Annotated in this window: 18 protein-coding genes; 5 read left to right on the forward strand and 13 right to left on the reverse strand. The window is 71.6% G+C overall.

Annotated features, from left to right (window positions below; translation table 11 throughout):
* Nucleotides 1–86: 86 nt before the first annotated feature.
* Nucleotides 87–635: a cupin domain-containing protein gene (locus OG214_RS01265; RefSeq protein WP_363084453.1), complete on the forward strand. Its 549-nt coding sequence runs from the start codon at nt 87–89 to the stop codon at nt 633–635.
* A gap of 58 nt (nt 636–693) precedes the next feature.
* Here OG214_RS01265 and OG214_RS01270 read toward each other — a convergent pair whose 3' ends face one another.
* The 10 genes from OG214_RS01270 to OG214_RS01315 form a co-directional block, all read right to left on the reverse strand.
* The gene (locus OG214_RS01270; protein ID WP_363084452.1) at nt 694–2172 is read right to left on the reverse strand and encodes a UDP-N-acetylmuramoyl-L-alanyl-D-glutamate--2,6-diaminopimelate ligase; all 1479 of its coding nucleotides are present in this window, start codon (nt 2170–2172) and stop codon (nt 694–696) included.
* Nucleotides 2173–2683: 511 nt separating this feature from the next.
* Nucleotides 2684–2827 carry a hypothetical protein gene (locus OG214_RS01275; protein ID WP_405983437.1) on the reverse strand — a complete coding sequence of 48 codons (144 nt, stop codon included), beginning with the start codon at nt 2825–2827 and terminating at the stop codon, nt 2684–2686.
* Nucleotides 2828–3087: 260 nt separating this feature from the next.
* Nucleotides 3088–4062 (reverse strand): DUF2510 domain-containing protein, encoded by a 975-nt coding sequence (locus OG214_RS01280; RefSeq protein ID WP_405983438.1) that lies wholly within the window; start codon nt 4060–4062, stop codon nt 3088–3090.
* A gap of 161 nt (nt 4063–4223) precedes the next feature.
* Nucleotides 4224–4934, reverse strand: a complete 711-nt coding sequence (locus tag OG214_RS01285) for a response regulator (protein ID WP_405983439.1) — start codon at nt 4932–4934, stop codon at nt 4224–4226.
* An 84-nt stretch (nt 4935–5018) separates the two neighbouring features.
* The gene (locus OG214_RS01290) at nt 5019–7304 is read right to left on the reverse strand and encodes a histidine kinase (protein WP_405983440.1); all 2286 of its coding nucleotides are present in this window, start codon (nt 7302–7304) and stop codon (nt 5019–5021) included.
* Nucleotides 7305–7438: 134 nt separating this feature from the next.
* Nucleotides 7439–8146, reverse strand: coding sequence for a hypothetical protein (locus tag OG214_RS01295; RefSeq protein ID WP_405983441.1), 708 nt, complete (start codon nt 8144–8146; stop codon nt 7439–7441).
* A 354-nt stretch (nt 8147–8500) separates the two neighbouring features.
* The gene (locus tag OG214_RS01300; RefSeq protein ID WP_405983442.1) at nt 8501–9844 is read right to left on the reverse strand and encodes a carboxyl transferase domain-containing protein; all 1344 of its coding nucleotides are present in this window, start codon (nt 9842–9844) and stop codon (nt 8501–8503) included.
* Entirely contained in the window at nt 9837–11321 is a 1485-nt protein-coding gene (locus OG214_RS01305; protein ID WP_405983443.1) for an acyl-CoA synthetase, read from the reverse strand. The genes OG214_RS01300 and OG214_RS01305 overlap by 8 nt, the downstream gene beginning before the upstream one ends.
* Before the next feature lie 193 nt (nt 11322–11514).
* Nucleotides 11515–12348 (reverse strand): aldo/keto reductase, encoded by an 834-nt coding sequence (locus tag OG214_RS01310; protein ID WP_405983444.1) that lies wholly within the window; start codon nt 12346–12348, stop codon nt 11515–11517.
* Nucleotides 12349–12472: 124 nt separating this feature from the next.
* The gene (locus tag OG214_RS01315) at nt 12473–13690 is read right to left on the reverse strand and encodes an MFS transporter (RefSeq protein WP_405983445.1); all 1218 of its coding nucleotides are present in this window, start codon (nt 13688–13690) and stop codon (nt 12473–12475) included.
* Between the two features lie 159 nt (nt 13691–13849).
* On the opposite strand from OG214_RS01315, the gene OG214_RS01320 reads away from it, so the two are divergent.
* The gene (locus tag OG214_RS01320) at nt 13850–14308 is read left to right on the forward strand and encodes a MarR family transcriptional regulator (protein ID WP_363085959.1); all 459 of its coding nucleotides are present in this window, start codon (nt 13850–13852) and stop codon (nt 14306–14308) included.
* A gap of 157 nt (nt 14309–14465) precedes the next feature.
* Here OG214_RS01320 and OG214_RS01325 read toward each other — a convergent pair whose 3' ends face one another.
* Nucleotides 14466–14729 carry a type B 50S ribosomal protein L31 gene (locus OG214_RS01325; protein ID WP_363086371.1) on the reverse strand — a complete coding sequence of 88 codons (264 nt, stop codon included), beginning with the start codon at nt 14727–14729 and terminating at the stop codon, nt 14466–14468.
* A 180-nt stretch (nt 14730–14909) separates the two neighbouring features.
* On the opposite strand from OG214_RS01325, the gene OG214_RS01330 reads away from it, so the two are divergent.
* Nucleotides 14910–15551, forward strand: coding sequence for a histidine phosphatase family protein (locus OG214_RS01330; RefSeq protein ID WP_405983446.1), 642 nt, complete (start codon nt 14910–14912; stop codon nt 15549–15551).
* A 38-nt stretch (nt 15552–15589) separates the two neighbouring features.
* Here OG214_RS01330 and OG214_RS01335 read toward each other — a convergent pair whose 3' ends face one another.
* A complete protein-coding gene (locus OG214_RS01335) occupies nt 15590–16015 on the reverse strand; it encodes a pyridoxamine 5'-phosphate oxidase family protein (protein ID WP_382853919.1) in 426 nt (141 codons plus the stop codon).
* Nucleotides 16016–16318: 303 nt separating this feature from the next.
* Entirely contained in the window at nt 16319–16522 is a 204-nt protein-coding gene (locus OG214_RS01340; protein WP_041994569.1) for a cold-shock protein, read from the reverse strand.
* A 303-nt stretch (nt 16523–16825) separates the two neighbouring features.
* Here OG214_RS01340 and OG214_RS01345 point away from each other — a divergent pair, with 303 nt between their 5' ends.
* Nucleotides 16826–17524, forward strand: coding sequence for a TetR/AcrR family transcriptional regulator (locus OG214_RS01345; protein WP_405987406.1), 699 nt, complete (start codon nt 16826–16828; stop codon nt 17522–17524).
* Between the two features lie 126 nt (nt 17525–17650).
* Nucleotides 17651–19276 (forward strand): MDR family MFS transporter, encoded by a 1626-nt coding sequence (locus OG214_RS01350; RefSeq protein WP_405987407.1) that lies wholly within the window; start codon nt 17651–17653, stop codon nt 19274–19276.
* Nucleotides 19277–19331: the final 55 nt, after the last annotated feature.

Raw genomic sequence — 19331 nt, forward strand, 5'->3', positions numbered from 1 at the left:
GCGCTCTCTACCGTCGGCGCCGAGCCCTCGCCGGACCCCGACCCCGGCCGGGGCCTCGCGTCCGCCCCCCGACGAGCAGGATCTCCATGGCCTCGCACACCCCGCCCACCGGACACGACGCGTTCCACCCCGATCTGCCGGACCACGACCGTGACCACGAGCACGGCGAGGCGGGGAGCGCACTGCCCCTGCGCGCCCGGCTGCACCACATCCGGGCCGACGCGCTCGACGGCGACACCGCGCAGACCGGGGGAATGCGGCGCTTCGCGGCGATCAGCGGCAGCAGTGTCGGCTCCGAGCGCATCTGGATGGGCCAGACGCATGTCGCGCCCGACACGGCGTCCTCCAACCACCATCACGGCGCCTCCGAGACGGCCATCCATGTGGTCGAGGGGCACCCGGAGTTCGTCTTCCTCGACGACTCCGGCGGTACGCCCGAGGAGATCCGGATCCGCACCTCGCCGGGCGACTACATCTTCGTACCGCCGTATGTCCCGCACCGCGAGGAGAACCCCAGCTCCGACGAGGAGGCCGTGGTGGTGATCGCCCGCAGCACCCAGGAGGCGATCGTGGTCAACCTGCCCGAGCTGTACGTCCTCGGGAAAGAGCCGGACGCCGAGCCGGACGCCGGCTGACACCGCCGCCTGGCGGCCGTCGGACGCCGACCGCCAGACGCCGGCCGCCTTTCCACGCCTACCCGGCGAGTTCGCGGACCGTCGCCATGTCGCTGAACGGCAGCAGCCGGTCTCCGACGATCTGATACGGCTCGCTGCCCTTCCCGGCGAGCAGGACGATGTCGTCCCGGCCCGCGTCGGCCAGCGCGAAGGCGATGGCCGAGCGGCGGTCCGCGAACCGCTCGAAGCGGCAGCCGGTGGCCAGCAGACCCGGGGTGATCTGGTCCATGATCGCCCCGGGGTCCTCGTTCCTCGGATTGTCCGAGGTGAGCACGGCCAGATCGGAGTACGTACCGGCGATCTCCCCCATCCTGGCGCGCTTGGTGCTGTCACGGTCGCCGCCGCAGCCGAAGACGGTGACGACCCGGCCCCGGGCGAAGTCCCGGATGGCGGTGAGCACCTTCTCCAGCGAGTCCGGGGAGTGCGCGTAGTCGACGATGACGGCGGTGCCTCCCGGGGTCTCGAAGCGCTCGAACCGCCCGGGTACCGGGGGCATCCGGTCCAGCGCGCCGACCAGTCCGCGCAGATCGTGTCCGAGCAGATGGCAAGCGGCCACGGTGGCAAGGGCGTTGGCCACCGAGAACCGGCCCGGCACCGTGATCGCCGCCGGATACTTGCGCCCTTCGTGATGGAGGGTGAAGCGCGTGCCGAACGCGTCCATGGTGAGATCGGTCGCCCGGTAGTCCGCCTCGGTGTCCAGGGCATATGTCGTCACGGCCCCGGGCATCAGGGCACCGATCCCGGCGCCCACCGGATCGTCGGCATTGACCACGGCACGCCGGCAGAGCCCCTGGAACAGCCGGAGTTTGGCGTCCCGGTAGTTCTCCATCGTGCCGTGGTCGTCCAGATGGTCCTGCGTCAGATTGGTGAAGACACCGACATCGGCGAAGGCGTGGTCCACGCGGTGCGTCAACAGGCCCATGGAGGTGGCCTCCAGAACCACCGTGCCGACCTCCCGGTCACGCATGTACCCCAGCAGATACTGGAAGTCCGGCGATTCGGGCGTGGTCAGGACCGATCTCGGCATGGGGATCACCTCGTCGCCGATCCGGCTGCCCGCGGTCCCGATGACACCGACCCTCGCGCCCTCGGCGAGCCGCAGCACGGACTCGACCATGTACGACACCGAGGTCTTCCCGTTGGTGCCGGTGACGGCCACCATGTCCATCCCCCGTCCGGGCTCCCCGTAGTAGCGGGAGGCGACGGCCGACGCGGCCGTACGGGTGTCCCCCACCCGTACCACGCACACGTCCGTGTGCGCCCACACCGACTCGTCGGGCTCCGGTGCCTTCGCGTCCAGCAGCACCGCCACCGCGCCGCGCGCGAGGGCCGGGCCGATGGCCCCGGGACCGCCTTCGCGGTGGCCCGGCACGGCGATGTACAGCGAACCCGGCACCACCCGGTGGGCGTCGAAGCAGGTGCCCGCGGTGATCGCCGTCTCCGGATCCCCCCGCAGAGTCTCGTGGTCGTACCCGGCGAGCAACTCGCTCAACTTCACAGGGATCCTCTCGGAGGTGCGGCTCGGAATCGCGTCTCGGCGCTGTGGCTGGAGGGCTGTGGCTCGACAGCACGACGAGGCGACGCGACATGGGTGAGGGCGGAGGTGAGGTCAGCGGTGACGGTGGGGATGAGGGCTCAGACGACGGATGGGGTCGCCGTCGACCGGCCCGGCGGACGGTCCGCCACGGCGTTACGGGTTGGGGCCGGCCGGGAGGTCCGGCTCCGGCGGACGGCCGGGCTCACGGGCAGCTGGGTCCTGTCCGGCGGATCTTCGTGGATCAGCCCGGGGCGTCTGGTGCGGTACATCGCAAGGCGGAGGACCGGCGTCGTCGATGGACCGGACGTACTTGGACGACTCCGACAACGCGGTGAGGTGCCGTGCCAGGCGTTCCTGGCCCACGAAGATCCGCAGGACAGGGCCCAGGTCCCAACGGCCCCCGACGCGGCCGGTTCAGAGGGTTCGGCCGGAGCGGCGCGGCCCGGGGGACGATCCGGACGGCGGAAGAGCGCTAGCCGTGGCCGTGCAGCGCCCGGCAGGCGGCTTCCGGTGGGGACACCGGACCCGCTCCCGCGATCAGCGCGGCCGCGGCGGCCGAGCACAGCGCGCAGGGAGCCTGTCGCAGGCACTCCCTCACCGCACGTGTACACACCATGAGGCGAGTGTACGGCCGACGGACCGGTACGGACGCCGCTCGGGACCGCCGTACCACCTCGCCGCCTCACCGCACACCACAGGGCGGGCCGCACACGGCGACCCGCCCTGGAACAACATCACACACGAGCGACCGACCCGACGGGCCGCCGCCGACCACTGCCCGCCACCACCGGTCACCGGCCACCGGTCACCGGGGAGTGGCACTCCCGGCCCCGGCCATCGGCCCGAGGGGAGCGGGCGTCGACCGGGGCTCCGGGGTCAGACTCCCTGCCCGCTGCCGCTTCCTCCACCCGCCGCGGCCTTGATGCCCTGGGTGATCTCGTCCATCACGGACAGCTTGGGCGCCTTGTCATTGATGTCGAAGCCCGAACGCACGACGACCATGAGTCCCGAGGCGGAGGGCGAGGTGAAGGCGAGCGACTGCACATAACCGTCGTCACCCTTGCTCGTGACGACCTTCCACCGCACGAGATAGCCCTTCTGCCCGGCGACGGTGACCGCCTCCGACCTCAGCTCCTCGTGGGAGGAGATCTTTCCGTAGATCTCCCCGCCGTAGGACTCCTCGGCGTTGGTCTGGATGTCCTTCTCCGCCGCCGCCTTGGCCGTGGTGGCCTCGATCTTCATCGCGGCCGCGGGAGCGGAGAACACCCCGCCCCGTACACAGCTCTGGGACGTGTCCCCGGGACAGGAGTACTTCCCGGTCGTCACCCCGGCACCGACCACCCCGGACTCACCGGTCCAGCCGTCCGGTACCGGGATGCTGATCCCGCTGGCCGCGTCGGTGGCGTAGCCGTCCTCGCTCGGCACCTGGGGCGCACCGCTCTCGCCCCCACCGGGACCCTCCGGACCGCCCGGACCGCCGGGCCCATCCGGGTTCGGAGTCCGCTGTCCGGGCTGTGAAGGGGCCGTGGAAGGTACGCCGCCGGCACCCACCGGCGCGCTGTCACCGTCACGGCCGAGCAGATAGAAGCCTCCCGCGATGGCCATCGCCACGACCACGGCGGTGACACCGACGGCGATCCGGCGGCCACGGCTCGCCCGGCCGGGCGGCGGCGCCGCGGGGTAAGGAGGCGACCCGGGGTAGGGAGACGCGGTCGGCGGCGCCCACTCCGCGGTGGAGGTGGCGCGCAGTTCGTCGGTCCAGGCGGAACCGTCCCACCAGCGTTCCTGCTGGGGGCCGTCGCCCGAGTGCCCAGGATCCGGATACCAGCCCGGCGGAGTTGTGTACGTCACGGTCCTCAGCCTAAGCACATTGTCTGAACGACTGGTGAGAGGCCCATGAGAATCCCCCGCACCCGCACCCGCCCCCGGCCGCCCCACCCACCGGAGTCGTCCACCCGCCGGAGCCGTCCACTCACGGGAGTCGTCCACCCGCCGGAGCCGTCCGCTTCGGCTCACTCTCCGCCGAGGCCCGCCTGCCGGGCCCGGACGATCGCCTCCGCCCTGCTGGCCGCCTGAAGCTTCGTGAGGATGTTGGACAGATGGTTGCGCACGGTCTTCGGACTGAGCACCAGCCGTCGCGAGATGGCGAGATTGTCCAGACCCCTGGCCACCAGATCCAGCACCTCCCGCTCCCGTCCGGTCAGTTCGGGCAGGACGACCGGAGCGGTGCCCGGCACCCGCAGCCCGGTGAGATAGGCCATCGCCCGTGAGGCCACCGCGGGGCCGAGCAGCACCTCGCCATGGGCGACCGCGCGTATCCCGCGCTCGATCTCGGCGGGCGTCGCGCCCTTGAGGAGATAGCCGCGCGCGCCCGCCCGTATCGAGGCGAAGACCGAGTCGTCGTCGTCCAGCATCGTCACCACGAGGACGGCCGTCGTGGGCCGCAGCCGCAGGATCTCCCGGGTGGCCTCGACACCCGAGGGCGCTCCGTCGCCGAGGTGCAGATCCATGACGACGACATCGGGCCGGTGCGCGGCGACGGCGGCGACGGCCCCGTCATATGTCTCCGCCTCACCGACCACGCTCATACCGGGCAGTGATCCGAGCAGTGCGGCCATCCCCATACGGAAGACGGGATGGTCGTCCACGACGACGATCCGCAGGCCGCCGCCGGTTCCGCCCCGCCCGCCCGCTCCGTCCTCCCGGTCAGCCGTCGTATCCACCCGCTCCTCCAAACACGCCCGGCCCGCCTACCCGCCCTCACCATGGCGGACCCCGCCTTCATCGCGTCATCGCCTTCATCGCTTTCACCGCGCGCGGTCGACCACCCCGTCGGTCAGCTCCTCCCGGAGGGGAACACGCAGGATCAGCCGGGTGCCCCGGCCGCCGGCGCCCGGCTCCCATACGACCGTTCCGCCGACCTCCTCGGCCCGCTCCTGTACGGACTGCCTGCCGACACCGGACCTGGCGCCCGCCGCGATACCGTGCCCGTCGTCCTCGACCACCACGGTCAGCACCCGGTCCGCGCCCGAGCCGGTCCCGGCCAGAACCACCGCGCAGGTCCTGGCCCCCGAATGCCGCGACACATTCCGCAGCGCCTCGGCCACGATCGCGTAGACCGCTCCCGCGGCCTTCGCGGGCAGGTCGCCGTACGCCGGCCGCCCCCGGTCCCCGTCCCCTCCCCGGACGTTCTCCCGGTCTCCGTCCCCGCTGTCCCCACCGCTGTCCCCACCGCCGGCCCCGTCCCGTACGACCACCGCGAGGCCGTCCGCCTCGTACCGCATCACCAACTCCCGCAGGGCCGCCACCAGTCCCAGCTCGGCCAGCACCGGCGGGACCAGTCCCCGGGCCAGCGTGCGGACCTCGTCCACCCGCACGTCGACCTCGGCACGGAGCCTGCCGAGCAAGGCGTCGGCCGCGTCCGCGCGATCGGGCAGAAGATTGCGCACCGCCGCGAGACCGAGCCCGATACCGGCCAGAGCCGGGCCGAGCTGGTCGTGCAACTCCCGCCGCAGCGCCCGTCGTTCGTCGTCCCTGGCGGCGGCCAGCCGGCCGCGCGACTCGCGCAGCGCCCGGGTGACGGCGGCGAGATGGACGGCCGTGGCGACGATGGGCGCCACCTCCTCCAGCGCCGAACGGGCTCGGCGGTCGAGGCGTTCGCCGGGCCGCGCGGTCACCAGCAGCGTTCCGGCGCTCTCCTGACGTACCACCAGGGGTACGGCGAGAGGTGTCCCGTGTGCCGCTGGGGCGAGGTCCTGGGGCGGTCCGTCCCGGGACTCCGCCCGCGGTCCGCCCGGCAGTCCGTCCCACGGTCCGTCCGGCGGTCCCTCCGGCAGTCTGTCCCGCAGTCCCTCCGGCGGGATCGAGACCAGCACCTCGCCGTCGGCGTCCAGCACCCTTACCGAGCCGAGGTTGAACGAGACCGCGACGCTCTCGGCCATACCGGTCAGCGCCTCTTCCAGGCCGGCCGCGCTGCCGAGATGGCGTCCCACCCGGCTGAGCGCGGGGGCCGCCGCCTCCCCGTGCACCAGCCGGTCCACACGACGCTGCAACCAGCTTCTCGCGGGCTGGATCCCGACGGCCGGCACGGCGGTCGCCAGCACCCTGCCGAGGGCGCCCTCCCCGGGAAGGACGAGTCCCAGCACCGCCACCGTCACGAAGTACCCGGCCACCAGCATGCCGGTGAGCAGTGACCACACCAGTGTCCTGCTGACCGCAAGATCGATCCCCCAGAGCCGCTGCCGCAGGACCGCGACCAGCACGGCGGCCGGGAAGAACGCCTGCGAGGCGATATGGGTGAACGGGGTGAACAGCAGCACCGCCGTGCTGTCCGAGGTCGGCCACAGCACCAGAGGCAGGAACGTGACCGCGATCAGAGCCGTACCGATCGCCAGCCAGCCCAGCCCCCGTGCGCCCGGGTCGCGCATCCGGCGCCACCCCGTGTGGGCCGCGGCACCGAGACCGAGGAGCACGATCAGCCCGAGCAGGATCTGGTTCAGTGGCTCGGCCAGCCGGGCCCAGGCCGTACTGCGCACGGCGAGCGGCGCGTACGGCTCGCCGTACGCCGGCCAGGGCCAGGGGTCGGTCAGCCGGAGCGCCAGTACGGCGACGATCACCGCGGTCCCGGCGCCGATCGCCCAGCGGGCCACCGGCGACAGCCGCCGTCCCGACACCAGATAGGGGACGACGAGGATCAGGGAGAGCGTGCCGGGCACCCACGCGGTGGACTGGAGGATCGTCCACTGAGGCGGCACGGCCCCCTCCCCGGCATCGCGCGCCCACAGCGCCACGGCCTGGGCGGTGACCGCCGCGACCCCGCCGCCGATCGCGGTCAGCGCGACCAGCCAGGCGACCGGATGCCGCCGGCGGGACAGGACGACGGCGGCGACAAGTCCGTAGACCAGCGCGTCGACCGTGTCGACGACGAAGAACCACTGGTCCTGCGTCCATGGGGCGCTCGCCACCCCCATCAGGACCAGGGCGGTCACGGCCGGCCCCCAGGCCGCGACGAGCACGCCGACGGCGGCGGCGCGATGGCCCCCGCCGTCGATCCTCCACCGAGCACGCGCGCCCCGGTCCCCCGTGTCCCCCACCGGCCAAGGGTCCCAGTCCGCCGTCCCGGTGTCAGTCCGTTCCCCGCACTCCCGCTGATCCGGGCCCGCTTCCCCGTACAGCCCCACCGCGCCATACGGACCCACCGTGCCGAACGGTCTCCCGTCGTACGGTCTCACTCCGTGGTACGGGTCCGGCCGAACGCGAACGCGGCACCCAGCACCAGCAGATAGGGGAATCCCACGAACAGCGCCATGTACTGAAAGGGCGTCACTTGTGTGATCAGCAATAGGAATCCGAACAGAGCGCTGATCACTCCGATCCACCGGCTCACCGCCCCCTGCCGGAAAGCGGCCACGACCAGCGCGCCGGCGGTGAGCAGCAGTCCGGACCACAGCCAGCCGTAGGTGCCCAGTTGGGTCATCCCGGAAATGATCATGTCGGGGTCCGTGGCGTCGCGGTTGGTGATGTCGTGGAACATCTCGGTGCCCATGCCCGCGCCGACCAGGTTCATCACCGCGACCAGCAGCAGTCCGGAGGCGGCGAGTGCCGGCACGAGACTCCCCGCCGGACACTGCCGGTCCAGTCGGCGGCGCAGCCCCGCCGCGAAGACGACCGCGCCCAGCGCGGCCGCGGTGAAGGCGATCTGGGTGGCGAAGACCCACCACGCGGTGGCGCCGTCGAATCGGCCCACCATACGGGCGCTGTCCCTGATGTCCGCCTCGTCATAGGGCCAGAGCGGCCCGGCCGTCACGATCACGAGCAGTCCGGCGAGCGCGGTGAGCACACCGCCCCAGGCCCAGCCCCGGCCCTCGGCCGGCGCCCGCGCGGGACCGGGCCCGCGCCGCCCGCCCGCCATCGGTTCCGTCTGTGGAACAGCCATGCTTCCCCCTCGTCCGGGCGTACGGGCCCTCCCGTACGCCGTGCGCCATGTCGGCGCACGGGGATCCCGCCACCCCCGTTCTCCCCCCGCGGCTCGTGCCCCGCCCCCGTTCTCCCCCGGGGAGGGGCGACCACCCGGTCCTGGGCCGGATCCCCGTGCACGGCTCACGCTGCCGCACCCGGTGTCCCGCCGGCATGAGCCCGGTGTCCCGTCCTCCCGGGCGGGACACCGGGCCCGTACACCGGGCCCGTACACCGGGCCCGCGCGCCCAACCCGTACACCGGGCCCGCACGCCCGGCCCGCGTGCCCGGACCGTACGCACAGGACCGCGCACCGGCTCCCCGCGAGACCCGGCTACTCCGTCGGCACGATCCCGCGTACGGCACCGAGCGACACCAGATCCTCCGGTCGCAACCGGAGTTGGCCGGCCGTCGCCCTCGTCTCGCCCGGGGGCCGCTTGAGAATCGCCGTGGCCAGTTCGGGCGCTATGACGGAGAAGTAACTGTCGGGCGTGGCCCAGGTGTTGTCCGGCGCCGACAGCGCCAGCGCCCCACCGGAGCCGCCCTCGCCGATCAGCAGGGTGGTGAGGGGCACCCGGGCGGTGGCCATGGCCGCGAAGAGATCCGCGATGGCGCCGCCCGCTCCGGCCCGCTCCGCCTCGGCGTCATTGGCCGCCCCTGGGGTGTCCACCAGCGTCAGTACGGGGATGCCCAGCCGGTCGGCCAGCCGGATCAGCCGGGCCGCGGTCCGGTAACCGGCCGGGAGGGTGGGGGTGCCGCACTGCGCGGCGTACGCGACGGTCCGTCCCGCGTGCCGGCCGAACCCGCACAGCATCCCCGGGTCCCTGCCGCCGCAGCGGTCCCCGACGATCGCCTCCCGCTCGGTGAAGTAGGCGTCCACATAGGCTCGCGCACGGGGGCGTTCGGGAGCGCGGGCCCGTATCACCGCGTCCCATCCGGAGGCGGGCGGCTCGCCGCCGCCCAGACCGGCGGGAGGCGGCGCGGCTTCCCCGGCGCGGTCTCCTCCCGTCAGCAGCCGCAGCCAGCGGCCGACGGTGGCGCGCAGCTCGCCTTGGCGCACCACCGCGTCGATATGGCCCGCGGCCAGCTGCGCCTCCGCCGTATAGGCGTACGGATCGGCGTCGGCGGGGCGCACACGTGATCCGGCGAAACCGATCTGGGCACCGGGCAGTGCCAGTACGACATCGGCTCCCGCGCCGAGAGTGGCCCAGCCACCCCCGGTGGTCGGGTCACGTACGACCGCGAGCTGCGCCAGTCCGGCCGCGCGGGTGAGCGCGGACTGCCGGGCCACCCGCTGGAGTTGGAGCAGCGCGCGCATCCCCTCCTGCATCCTGCTGCCGCCGGTGGCGATCAGCGAGACGACCGGCAGCCGCCGCTCCCGCGCACGGGTGTACGCGGCCTCCAGCCGGTCGCCCGTGCGCTCACCGAGCGATCCGCCCAGAAAGCCGAATTCGAAGGAGATCAGCACCGCTTCGGTGGCGCCGATCCGTCCGGTGCCGCAGACGACGGACTCCTTCTCGCCGGTGCGCTCCTCGGCACGGGCGCGGGCCGCGTCGTACCCCTCCCAGGCGAGTGGTCCGTCCGGCACGGACACGCCCCGCGGCACGGGCAGTTCGAGAAACGCGCCCTCGTCGGTGACGGCGGCGATCGCCTCGCGCGCGCTCAGCCGCTCAGCCATGGAGCGCCCGCTTCATGATCTTCCCCATGTCGTTGCGGGGCAGGGCGTCCAGATAGCGCACGGTGCGCGGTCGCTTGTGCGCGGCGAGCTGCGCCGCCACATGGTCCGCCAGTTCCTCGGCGGACGGCGGTGCTTCGACGCGCGCCGGAACGATCCAGGCGACGATACGCTCACCGAGGTCCGCGTCGGGCTCTCCGGTCACGGCGGCCTCCCGCACCCCCGGATGCTCCAGCAGGACGTTCTCGATCTCACCCGCGCCGATCTTGTAACCACCGCTCTTGATCAGATCGGTGGCCTTGCGGCCGACGATACGGACATAGCCGTCGGGGTCGCGGATCGCCATGTCGCCCGTACGGAACCAGCCGTCGGTGAAGGCGGCCTCGGTCGCGTCGGGCCGGTTCAGATACTCCGTGAACAGATTCGCGCCACGGACCTGGATCTCGCCGACCGTCTCGCCGTCGTACGCCTCGATCGTGTCTCCCGACTCGTCGACCAGCCGCAGTCCGACACCGCGCAGCGGCACTCCGACCGTACCGGCGCGCGGCTCGCCGTCCGCGCGCACACTGGTGTTCATCAGGGTCTCCGTCATGCCGTACCGCTCGATGACACGACGTCCGGTCGCCGCGGCGATCCGCCGGTGGTCGTGGACGGGCAGCGCGGCGGATCCGGACACCAGCAGCCGCGCCCCGGACAGCGCCTCGGCGAGCGCGGGATCGCCGGGGAGCGCCTCGGCGATGCGGTGGTACATCGTCGGTACGCCGAACAGCATCGTGGCGCCCGAGGACAGTTCACGGGTGACGCCCTCGATGTCGAACCGGCCGAGATGGCGCACCGATCCACCGCGCCGCAGCGGTCCGAGAATGCCGAGGATCAGCCCGTGCACATGGAAGAGGGGCAGGGCGTGGACGAGGACGTCGTCGGCGGTCCACCGCCAGGCGTCCTCCAGCGCGTCCAGGGTGGCGGTGAGCGCGCGGCGCGGCAGGACGGCACCTTTCGGCGGCCCGGTGGTTCCGGAGGTGTAGACGATCAGCGCGGGAGATTCCGGGGCGTGCTCGGGGAACAGGACCGACGGTCCCGACGCCCCCGAGGCCACCGCCGCCGGCGCACCGCCCGCTTCGACGTCCACGATGTCCACGACGTCCACCCGGTCGAGCGCGGCGAGGGCCGGCGGCAGGACCACGCCCGGTTCCGTGACGACCAGCTCGGGGGCGCTGTCCGCGACGACATGGGCCAGTTCGCGCTCACCGCTCCTCGGGTTGACCGGTACGACCGGCACCCCGGCCAGCAGCGCGGCCACCACAGCGACGGCCGTCCCGAGGGTGGGCGTGGCCCAGACCGCGATCCGCCGCGCACCGGCGATACGCGCGGCCAGGGAGCCCGCCGCGTCGGCCAGTTCGGCATGGGTGAGGGTACGGTCGCCGAACCGCAGGGCGGGCCGCTCCGCGCGCGCCACGAGAGCCGGGAAGAGAGGGGACACGCGTCGTTCTCCTTGCTGTCGACGAACGGTGGCGGTTACCACCGCCACCACGATCCCTCCGTACACCATCAACTGACGGAAGAAACACCACGGTCGACTCCGACAGCACGGAGTTCGCGCGCACGTTCGCCGGGCGGATCGCCGGGCCCGCCCCGTCCGGGCCCGCCCCGTCCGTACTCAGTCGCGTCCCCTCTCAGTTGAAGGTGTCCGGGTTCGGGCCCGTGCGCAGTCCACGGTCGAGGGTGGCGATCGCGGCCATGTCACCGGAGGAGAGCTCGAAGTCGAAGACATCGATGTTCTCGCGGATGCGCGCGGGGGTGACGGACTTGGGGATCACGATGTTTCCGAGCTGGATGTGCCAGCGCAGCATCACCTGCGCGGGCGACTTCTCGTGCCGTCCCGCGATCTCGGTGATCGCCTCCACCTGGAGCAGCTCGCCCTTCGCCAGCGGACTCCAGGCCTCGGTCGCGATGTCGTGCTGGGCGTGGAAATCCCGTAGCTCCGCCTGCTGGAGTCCGGGGTGCAGCTCGATCTGGTTCAGCACCGGGGCCACCCCGGTCTCGTCCAGCAGCCGCTGGAGATGGGCGGGCTGGAAGTTGGACACGCCGATGGCGCGGGTCCGCCCGTCGGCGAGCAGCTTCTCCAGCGCGCGCCAGGTGTCGAGATAGCGGTCGCGCGCCGGCGCGGGCCAGTGGATGAGATACAGGTCCACCCGGTCCAGGCCGAGCTTGGCCAGACTGGTGTCGAACGCGGCGAGGGCCGAGTCGTACCCTTGCCGGTCGTTCCAGAGCTTGGTGGTGACGAACAGCTCGTCACGGGGCACCCCGGACGAGGCGATGGCACGGCCGACGCCCTCCTCGTTGCCGTACACGGCCGCCGTGTCGATGCTGCGGTAGCCCGCGTCGAGGGCGGCCAGGACGGCGTCGGTGGTCTGCGCGTCGTCGACCTGGAAGACGCCGAAGCCGAGCTGGGGGATCTTGACGCCGTTGTTGAGGACGATGTCGGGGACGGAGGTCACGGAAGTCATGGTGTTCCTTTTCTTCGCGAGTTCCCGCGCGGTCTCTCTCTTTGGAGGGAGAGACGGCGGCGCGGCGGCGCATGAGCGTGGGGACACACCGATTACCAACGTAACGACGTCGTCCCCGCCGCGCTCAGTGGCGGGCGGTGGCGGCCCGGCCGGGCTCCGGAGCGGGTGTCGCGGTGGCGACCACCCGCCCCTCGGCCGGCGTACGGCGCTCCAGCGCGCCGGAGACGACCGCGAGGACGAGCGCGGAGCCCGCCAGTGCGGCGCCTGCCCAGTTGGGCGCGGTGTATCCGAACCCCGCGGCGATGACGATGCCGCCGAGCCAGGCGGCGAGCGCGTTGCCGAGGTTGAAAGCCCCGATATTGACGGCGGACGCCAGCGTGGGGGCGGCGGACGCCTGGTCGAGCACCCTCTTCTGGAGCGGCGGTACGGTCGCGAAACCCAGGGCGCCGATCAGTGTGAGGGTGATGGCCGCCGCGACCTTGTGGTGGGCGGTGAACGTGAACAGCGCGAGGACCACGGCGAGTGAGCCCAGGGACACATACAGCAGCGGCATCAGCCGGCGGTCGGCGAACCGGCCGCCGAGCAGATTGCCGCCGACCATACCGAGGCCGAAGAGCACCAGCAGCCAGGTCACCGAGGAGTCCGCGAATCCGGCGGTCTCGGTCATCATCGGCGTGATGTAGGTGATCGCGGCGAAGACACCGCCGAAGCCGAGCACGGTCATGGCCATGGCGAGCAGCACCTGCGCATTGCGGAAGGCCGCGAGTTCATGGCGCAGCCGTACCCCCTCCGGCCTGGGCTGCTCCGGTACCAGCCTGACGATACCCGCGAGCCCCACGACACCGAGCCCGGCGACGACGAGGAAGGTCGCCCGCCAGCCGACGCTCTGCCCTATGAAGGTGCCGAGCGGCACGCCGACGACATTGGCGACGGTCAGTCCGGTGAACATCATGGCGATGGCACCGGCCTTCCGCTCCGGCGCAACCAGGCTCGCGGCCACGACGGAGCCGATACCGAAGAACGCCCCATGGGCGAGCGAGGCGACCACGCGCCCGGTCAGCATCAGACCGAAGGTGGGGGCGAGCGCGGAGAGCACATTGCCCGCGACGAACAGTCCCATCAGCAGCGTCAGCATCCGCTTGCGTGAGATCCGGGTGCCGAGGACGGTCATCAGCGGGGCACCCAGCACGACTCCGAGCGCGTAGCCGGTGACCAGCAGTCCCGCGGTGGGGATCGAGACGCCGTACTCCCCGGCCACCTCGGGGAGCAGTCCCATAATCACGAATTCGGTGGTGCCGATCCCGAATGCCCCGATGGACAGGGCGAGAAGCGCGAGTGGCATGGATTTCCGGGCCTTTCCAGACGATTGCACATGCGGCTTACGTGCGACCACAATACTTGCATGCGCCGATTACTTGCAAGCGCGGGCTATTGCGTCGATGTCTTACCCTGGGAGCACAGGGGCCTCGGCACGCCCTCACGTCGCCCACAGGAGGAAGCCATGACCGCCACGGACACCGCGCTCACGGGTCTCGCCCAGGGCTGGTGTGCCCTTTCGGTGCTGCACGACAGGATCGAGGGACATATCGAGCGCGCGCTCCAGGCGGGGCACGGCCTCAGCCTCCGGGAGTACTCACTGCTCGACGTCCTGAGCCGGCAGCACGACGGCGACGGCGGTCATCTCCAGATGAAGCAGGTCGCCGACGCCGTCGTACTGAGCCAGAGCGCCACCACACGTCTGGTCACCAGGCTGGAGGACCGTGGTCTGCTGACGCGCTATCTCTGCCCGACCGACCGCCGCGGGATCTACACCAATGTCAGCGAGGCGGGGCTGCGGCTGGTCGCGGAGGCGCGGCCCACCAATGACAAGGCGCTGCGGGAGGCCCTCGACGAGGCCGCCGGGAAGCCCGAACTGGCCCCCCTGGTCAGGACCATCGAGTCCCTCGACAGCGCCTTGTGACCGGCGCGCCGCACCTGCGCGCCTGCCCCGCCCAGGCGCCCGCCGCACACGCCGTACAAGCCGCGCACGCCGCGCACGCCGTACACGCGAGAGGGGCCGGGCGGCGACCCTCTTCAGGGATCGCCGCCCGGCCCTCACGGATACGCCGGTCGCGCGGTCAGCTCCGCGGCTCCTTGTGTCCGGTGCCGTAGCGGCGCTCGAAGCGCTCCACCCGGCCCGCGGTGTCCACCACACGGCCCTTGCCGGTGTAGAAGGGGTGACTCGCGGAGGAGATCTCCACGTCGATGACGGGGTAGCTGTTGCCGTCCTCCCACTCCACGCGCTCGGTCGAGTCCGCGGTGGAGCGGGTCAGGAAGGCGGCTCCCGCGGCACGGTCCCGGAAGACGACCGGACGGGAGGCGGGGTGGATACGGGGCTTCATACGGAAATCCTTCCTGATGGTGGAATTCGCTTCCATCAAGTGGTACGTCCTTGTAACGCGACGCCCGCCGGTGGCATTCCCGCCGGGTACCGGACACCGAAAGCGGGGACACTGGGGTGTGCGGGCCCGGGGCGGCCCGTGGTGCGATCGGGCGCGGAGAGCGGGAAGTGGGCGGCACTCATGGGCGAGTTGATCCTCGTACGGCACGGAGAGACCACCTGGTCGCTGTCCGGGCAGCACACCAGCTACACCGATCTGCCGCTGACCGAGCGCGGTGAGAGCCAGGCCCGCTCACTGGCTCCGCTGCTGCGCGAGCGCCGTATCGGTCTCACACTCGTCAGTCCCATGACCCGCGCGCGCCGCACCGCCGAGCTGGCCGGGCTCGGCGCCTTCCGGGTCACACCCGATCTGCGCGAGTGGAACTACGGCGGTTACGAGGGCATCGCGACCGCCGAGATCCAGCGCACACGGCCCGGCTGGGATCTGTGGACCGACGGAGTCGTCCCCGGCTCGGCGAGCCAGCCCGGGGAGAGTCCCGAGGAGGTCGGGCACCGAGCCGACCGTGTGCTCACCGAGGCCCTGGAGGCTCTCGACTCCAGCGACGAGGATGTCGCCCTCGTCTCGCACGCCCACTTCCTCCGGGTGCTCACCGCGCGCTATCTCGGACTGGCACCGGCCGCGGGATCGCTCTTCCTTCTCGCCACCGGGACCGTCTGCCGGCTCGGTACGGAACACGGCCGGCCGGTGATCACCGCGTGGAATCTGGCCCTTCCCGAGGGTCTGCTGCGTGCCACGGCACGGGAGAAGGAGAACGTGGCCTGACGGGCGGTGGCGCGGCGTCCGGCCCGCGGCGTCCGGCCTCAGAGCGTGCCGAGGTCGGACGAGTACCAGTGCTCGGGCCGCATCCGGATGACGACCTGGTCACCGTAGTCACGCGTGGCCATCTCGATATAGGCGTCGAGCCTCTCGGCCGGGACATAGCGGGTCGCCATCTCCCGCAGATGGTCGCCGCCGGCCGGGTCCGTGGCCGTCACAGGCCCTTCGACCGAGACATAACGCGCCGTGGGCCGGACCCGGTCGGCCATGAGGGAGAACCGGCCCGCCGCCGCGATCAGCCGGCCCTTGCGGGAGGCCGGACCGGTAAGGATCCAGAGGTCGCCGCCGGGCCGGTACTGGTACCAGATGGGTACGGTGAGCGGAGCGCGGCCGTCCGGCGAGTTCACCGCCAGCGCGCCGATATGCGGCTCGGCCAGGAACTGTTCGCGCTCTTCTCGGGTCAGGGCCACGGAATCTCCTCCGTCTGTCGCTCAGGGATGGGGCGTCTCGGCCGCTTCCCGTCGTGAACACCCGTGAGCGCACGTAAGCGCTGCGGAGCACCGGCGAACACCCGCGAAGGCCCGCGGAGGCCTACGGAGGCCCGCGGAGACCCGGAAAGCGGCCCCCATCAGCATGAGCAGCCATCCCCGCCGGGATGGACGCGACGCGCCGCGCCGGGCCCGGAAACGCGGCGGGCGCCTGCCCGGTGGAAGGAGTTCCACCGGGCAGGCGCCCTGTCGTCCCAGCCCTCTCAGGCCTTCCGGGACGCCGTGTTACGAGGGGAGGATGTTCTCCGCCTGGGGGCCCTTCTGGCCCTGCGTGACGTCGAACGTGACCTTCTGGCCCTCCTGGAGCTCACGGAAGCCGGAGGTCGCGATGTTCGAGTAGTGCGCGAACACGTCGGGGCCACCGCCGTCCTGCGCGATGAAGCCGAAGCCCTTTTCCGAGTTGAACCACTTCACTGTGCCACTGGCCATTGCCCAGTCTCCGTTTCAAGGGACGCGTGATTCCCGCACGGTGCGGGAACCGGAGGTGATCGCCCTGGTCCGCAGAGACGCTGAACAGCACAAACGCCCGTGACGGCACGTCACGGGCGAGCGGTACTTCGGAACCACGACAGCTGATCAAGACGCTACAGGGCCCGAAGCGATACAGCCACAGAAACGACCAACTCTTGCGCACGTGGCGTGTATCGGACCGCGATCGGCCCAACCCGTTCAGCCGACCCGTAAGATGATCGGCCTGTAATCAATTTTGCGGAGCCTGCACTTTTGCATACCCTGCAAGGTGTGACGAACGAAGGCGCGGCTCCGGGGCTCCGTGAGCGCAAGAAGCGGGCCACCCGGGCGGCCCTGGCGGAGGCGGCGGTGCGGCTGGCCGCCGAGCACGGCGCCGAGAATGTGACGGTCGAGGCGATCAGCGAGGCCGCCGGGGTCTCCCCGCGTACGTTCTTCAACTACTTCGACAGCCACGACGACGCGTTCGTCATGATGGACCGGGACGCCGGTGAACGGGTGCGCCAGGCGGTGCGCGAGGCACCGGCCGCCCTGTCCCCGGTCGAAGCGGTGCGCGAGGCGCTCGCCACCGAACTCGTCGATGTGGCCGAGCGGCAGGAGATCTGGCGGCTGCGGGCCACCGTGCTCCAGCGTTCGCCCCGGCTGCTGGTCAGGGGCCTCGGCGCGCATATGGCCGAGGAGCTCGAAATGGCCGAGACCATCGCCGTACGGCTCGGCTCACGCGCCCAGGACGAGACGAGCGCCGCCGCGAAGGGAGCCTGCGGGAACGGGAGCGGGAACGGCCCCGGCAGCCCGGCTCCCGGCCTCTACCCGCGGCTTCTGGCCGCCGTCGCCGGTACGGCCGTACGGGTGGCCGTCGAACACTGGTGCGCACAAGGCCCGGACGCCGACTTCTCCGAGGTGTTCCGGCGTGTCTTCACCCTTCTGGCGGACGGACTCGCCGAACCGCCGCCCGCCGGATGACCCGCCCTCGCATCACCCCGTAACCCGCGCCCCCCGTCCCTCCCTCCCCTGTCTTCCGTTCTCCTCACCCATTCGAAGAAGGACACCTTGAGTGCAATTGAGGCGCCCGAACAGGCGTCGACCTCCATGTCCAACCGGCAGATACTCCAGGCCATGTCGGGCCTGATGGCCGGTATGTTCGTCGCCATCCTGGCCGGCACGGTGGTCGCCAACGCGCTGCCCCGCATCATCGCCGACCTCCACGGCAGCCAGTCCTCGTACACCTGGGTGGTCACCGCCGAGCTGCTCGCCATGACGGCGACCGTGCCCCTGTGGGGCAAGCTCTCCGACCTCTACAACAAGAAGCTGCTGCTCCAGCTCTCGCTCGCCATGTTCGTGGTCGGGTCGCTGCTCGCCGGTTTCTCCCAGGGCGTCGGACTGCTCATCTTCAGCCGGGTCGTCCAGGGCATCGGCGCGGGCGGTCTGACCGCGCTTGCGCAGGTCGTCATGGCGGCGGTCATCCCGCCCCGGCGGCTGGGCAAGTACGCCGGTATCTTCGGCGCCGTCTTCGCCATCGGGACGGTCGCCGGGCCGCTGGTCGGCGGTGTGCTGGTGGACACCTCATGGCTGGGCTGGCGCTGGTGCTTCTTCATCGGGGTGCCCTTCGCGCTGGCCGCGATCCTGATCCTCCAGCGCACGCTGCGGCTGCCCACGGTCCGCCGTGATGTGAAGATCGACTATCTGGGCGCGTTCCTGATCGTCGCGGGCGTCTGCGCCCTGCTCATCTGGACCTCGCTGGCGGGCAACCAGTTCGACTGGGCGTCCTGGCAGACGGCCGCGCTGACCGGTACCGGGGTCGTGCTCCTGGCTGCGGCGGTCTTCGTGGAGGCCCGGGTACCCGAGCCGGTCATCCCGCTGGACATCTTCCGCAACCGCACCGTCTCCCTGACCACGGTGGCCAGCCTGCTGGTCGGTGTGGCGATGTTCGGCGGCACCGTCTTCCTCTCGCAGTACTTCCAGATCTCGCTCGGCAAGTCGCCCACCATGGCCGGACTGATGAGCCTGCCGATGATCCTCGGTCTGCTCGTGTCCTCCACGGTCGCCGGCCAGATCATCAGCGCCACCGGCAAGTGGAAGATCCATCTGATCGCGGGCGGCGTGATCATGACGGGCGGACTCGCTCTGCTGGCCACGATCGACGCCGGCACCGGCTTCGGGCTCCTCAGCGTCTATATGGCCGTCCTCGGTATCGGCGTCGGCATGCTGATGCAGAACCTGGTGCTCGCGGCGCAGAACGATGTGCCGGCGGCCGAACTCGGCGCGGCCACCTCCGTGCTGTCGTTCTTCCGCAGCATGGGCGGAACGATCGGTACGAGTGTGCTGGGCGCGATCCTGGCCAACCGGGTGACGGCCGAGATGACCAAGAGCCTGGCCGGAACGGGTCAGTCGGCGTCCGGCGGCGACGGTGCCGTACCCGACATCTCCACGCTGCCCGCGCCGATGCGGGAGATCGTGCAGCACGCCTACGGAGTGGCCACGGCGGAACTCTTCCTCGTCGCCGCCCCCTTCGCCGCTCTCGCGCTGGTCGCCGTCCTCTTCCTCAAGGAGAAGCCGCTCAAGACGACGAGCGGTATGGAGCGGCTCGCCGAGGAGAGCAAGGCCGAAGCGAGCAAGGCCGAGCAGGGCAAGGCCGACGGAGGCAGGACCGAGGAGGGCAAGCGCGGACGGGCCGAGGACAGCCCCTCGGCCACTCCCCCCACCCCGGTGGGCTGATCGCCTCGGCCGACCTCCCCGGCGCCCCGCTGTCGGCCCCGGCCGTGCCCGAACG

The sequence above is a fragment of the Streptomyces sp. NBC_00872 genome (genome assembly GCF_045161915.1).
Classification (GTDB): domain Bacteria; phylum Actinomycetota; class Actinomycetes; order Streptomycetales; family Streptomycetaceae; genus Streptomyces.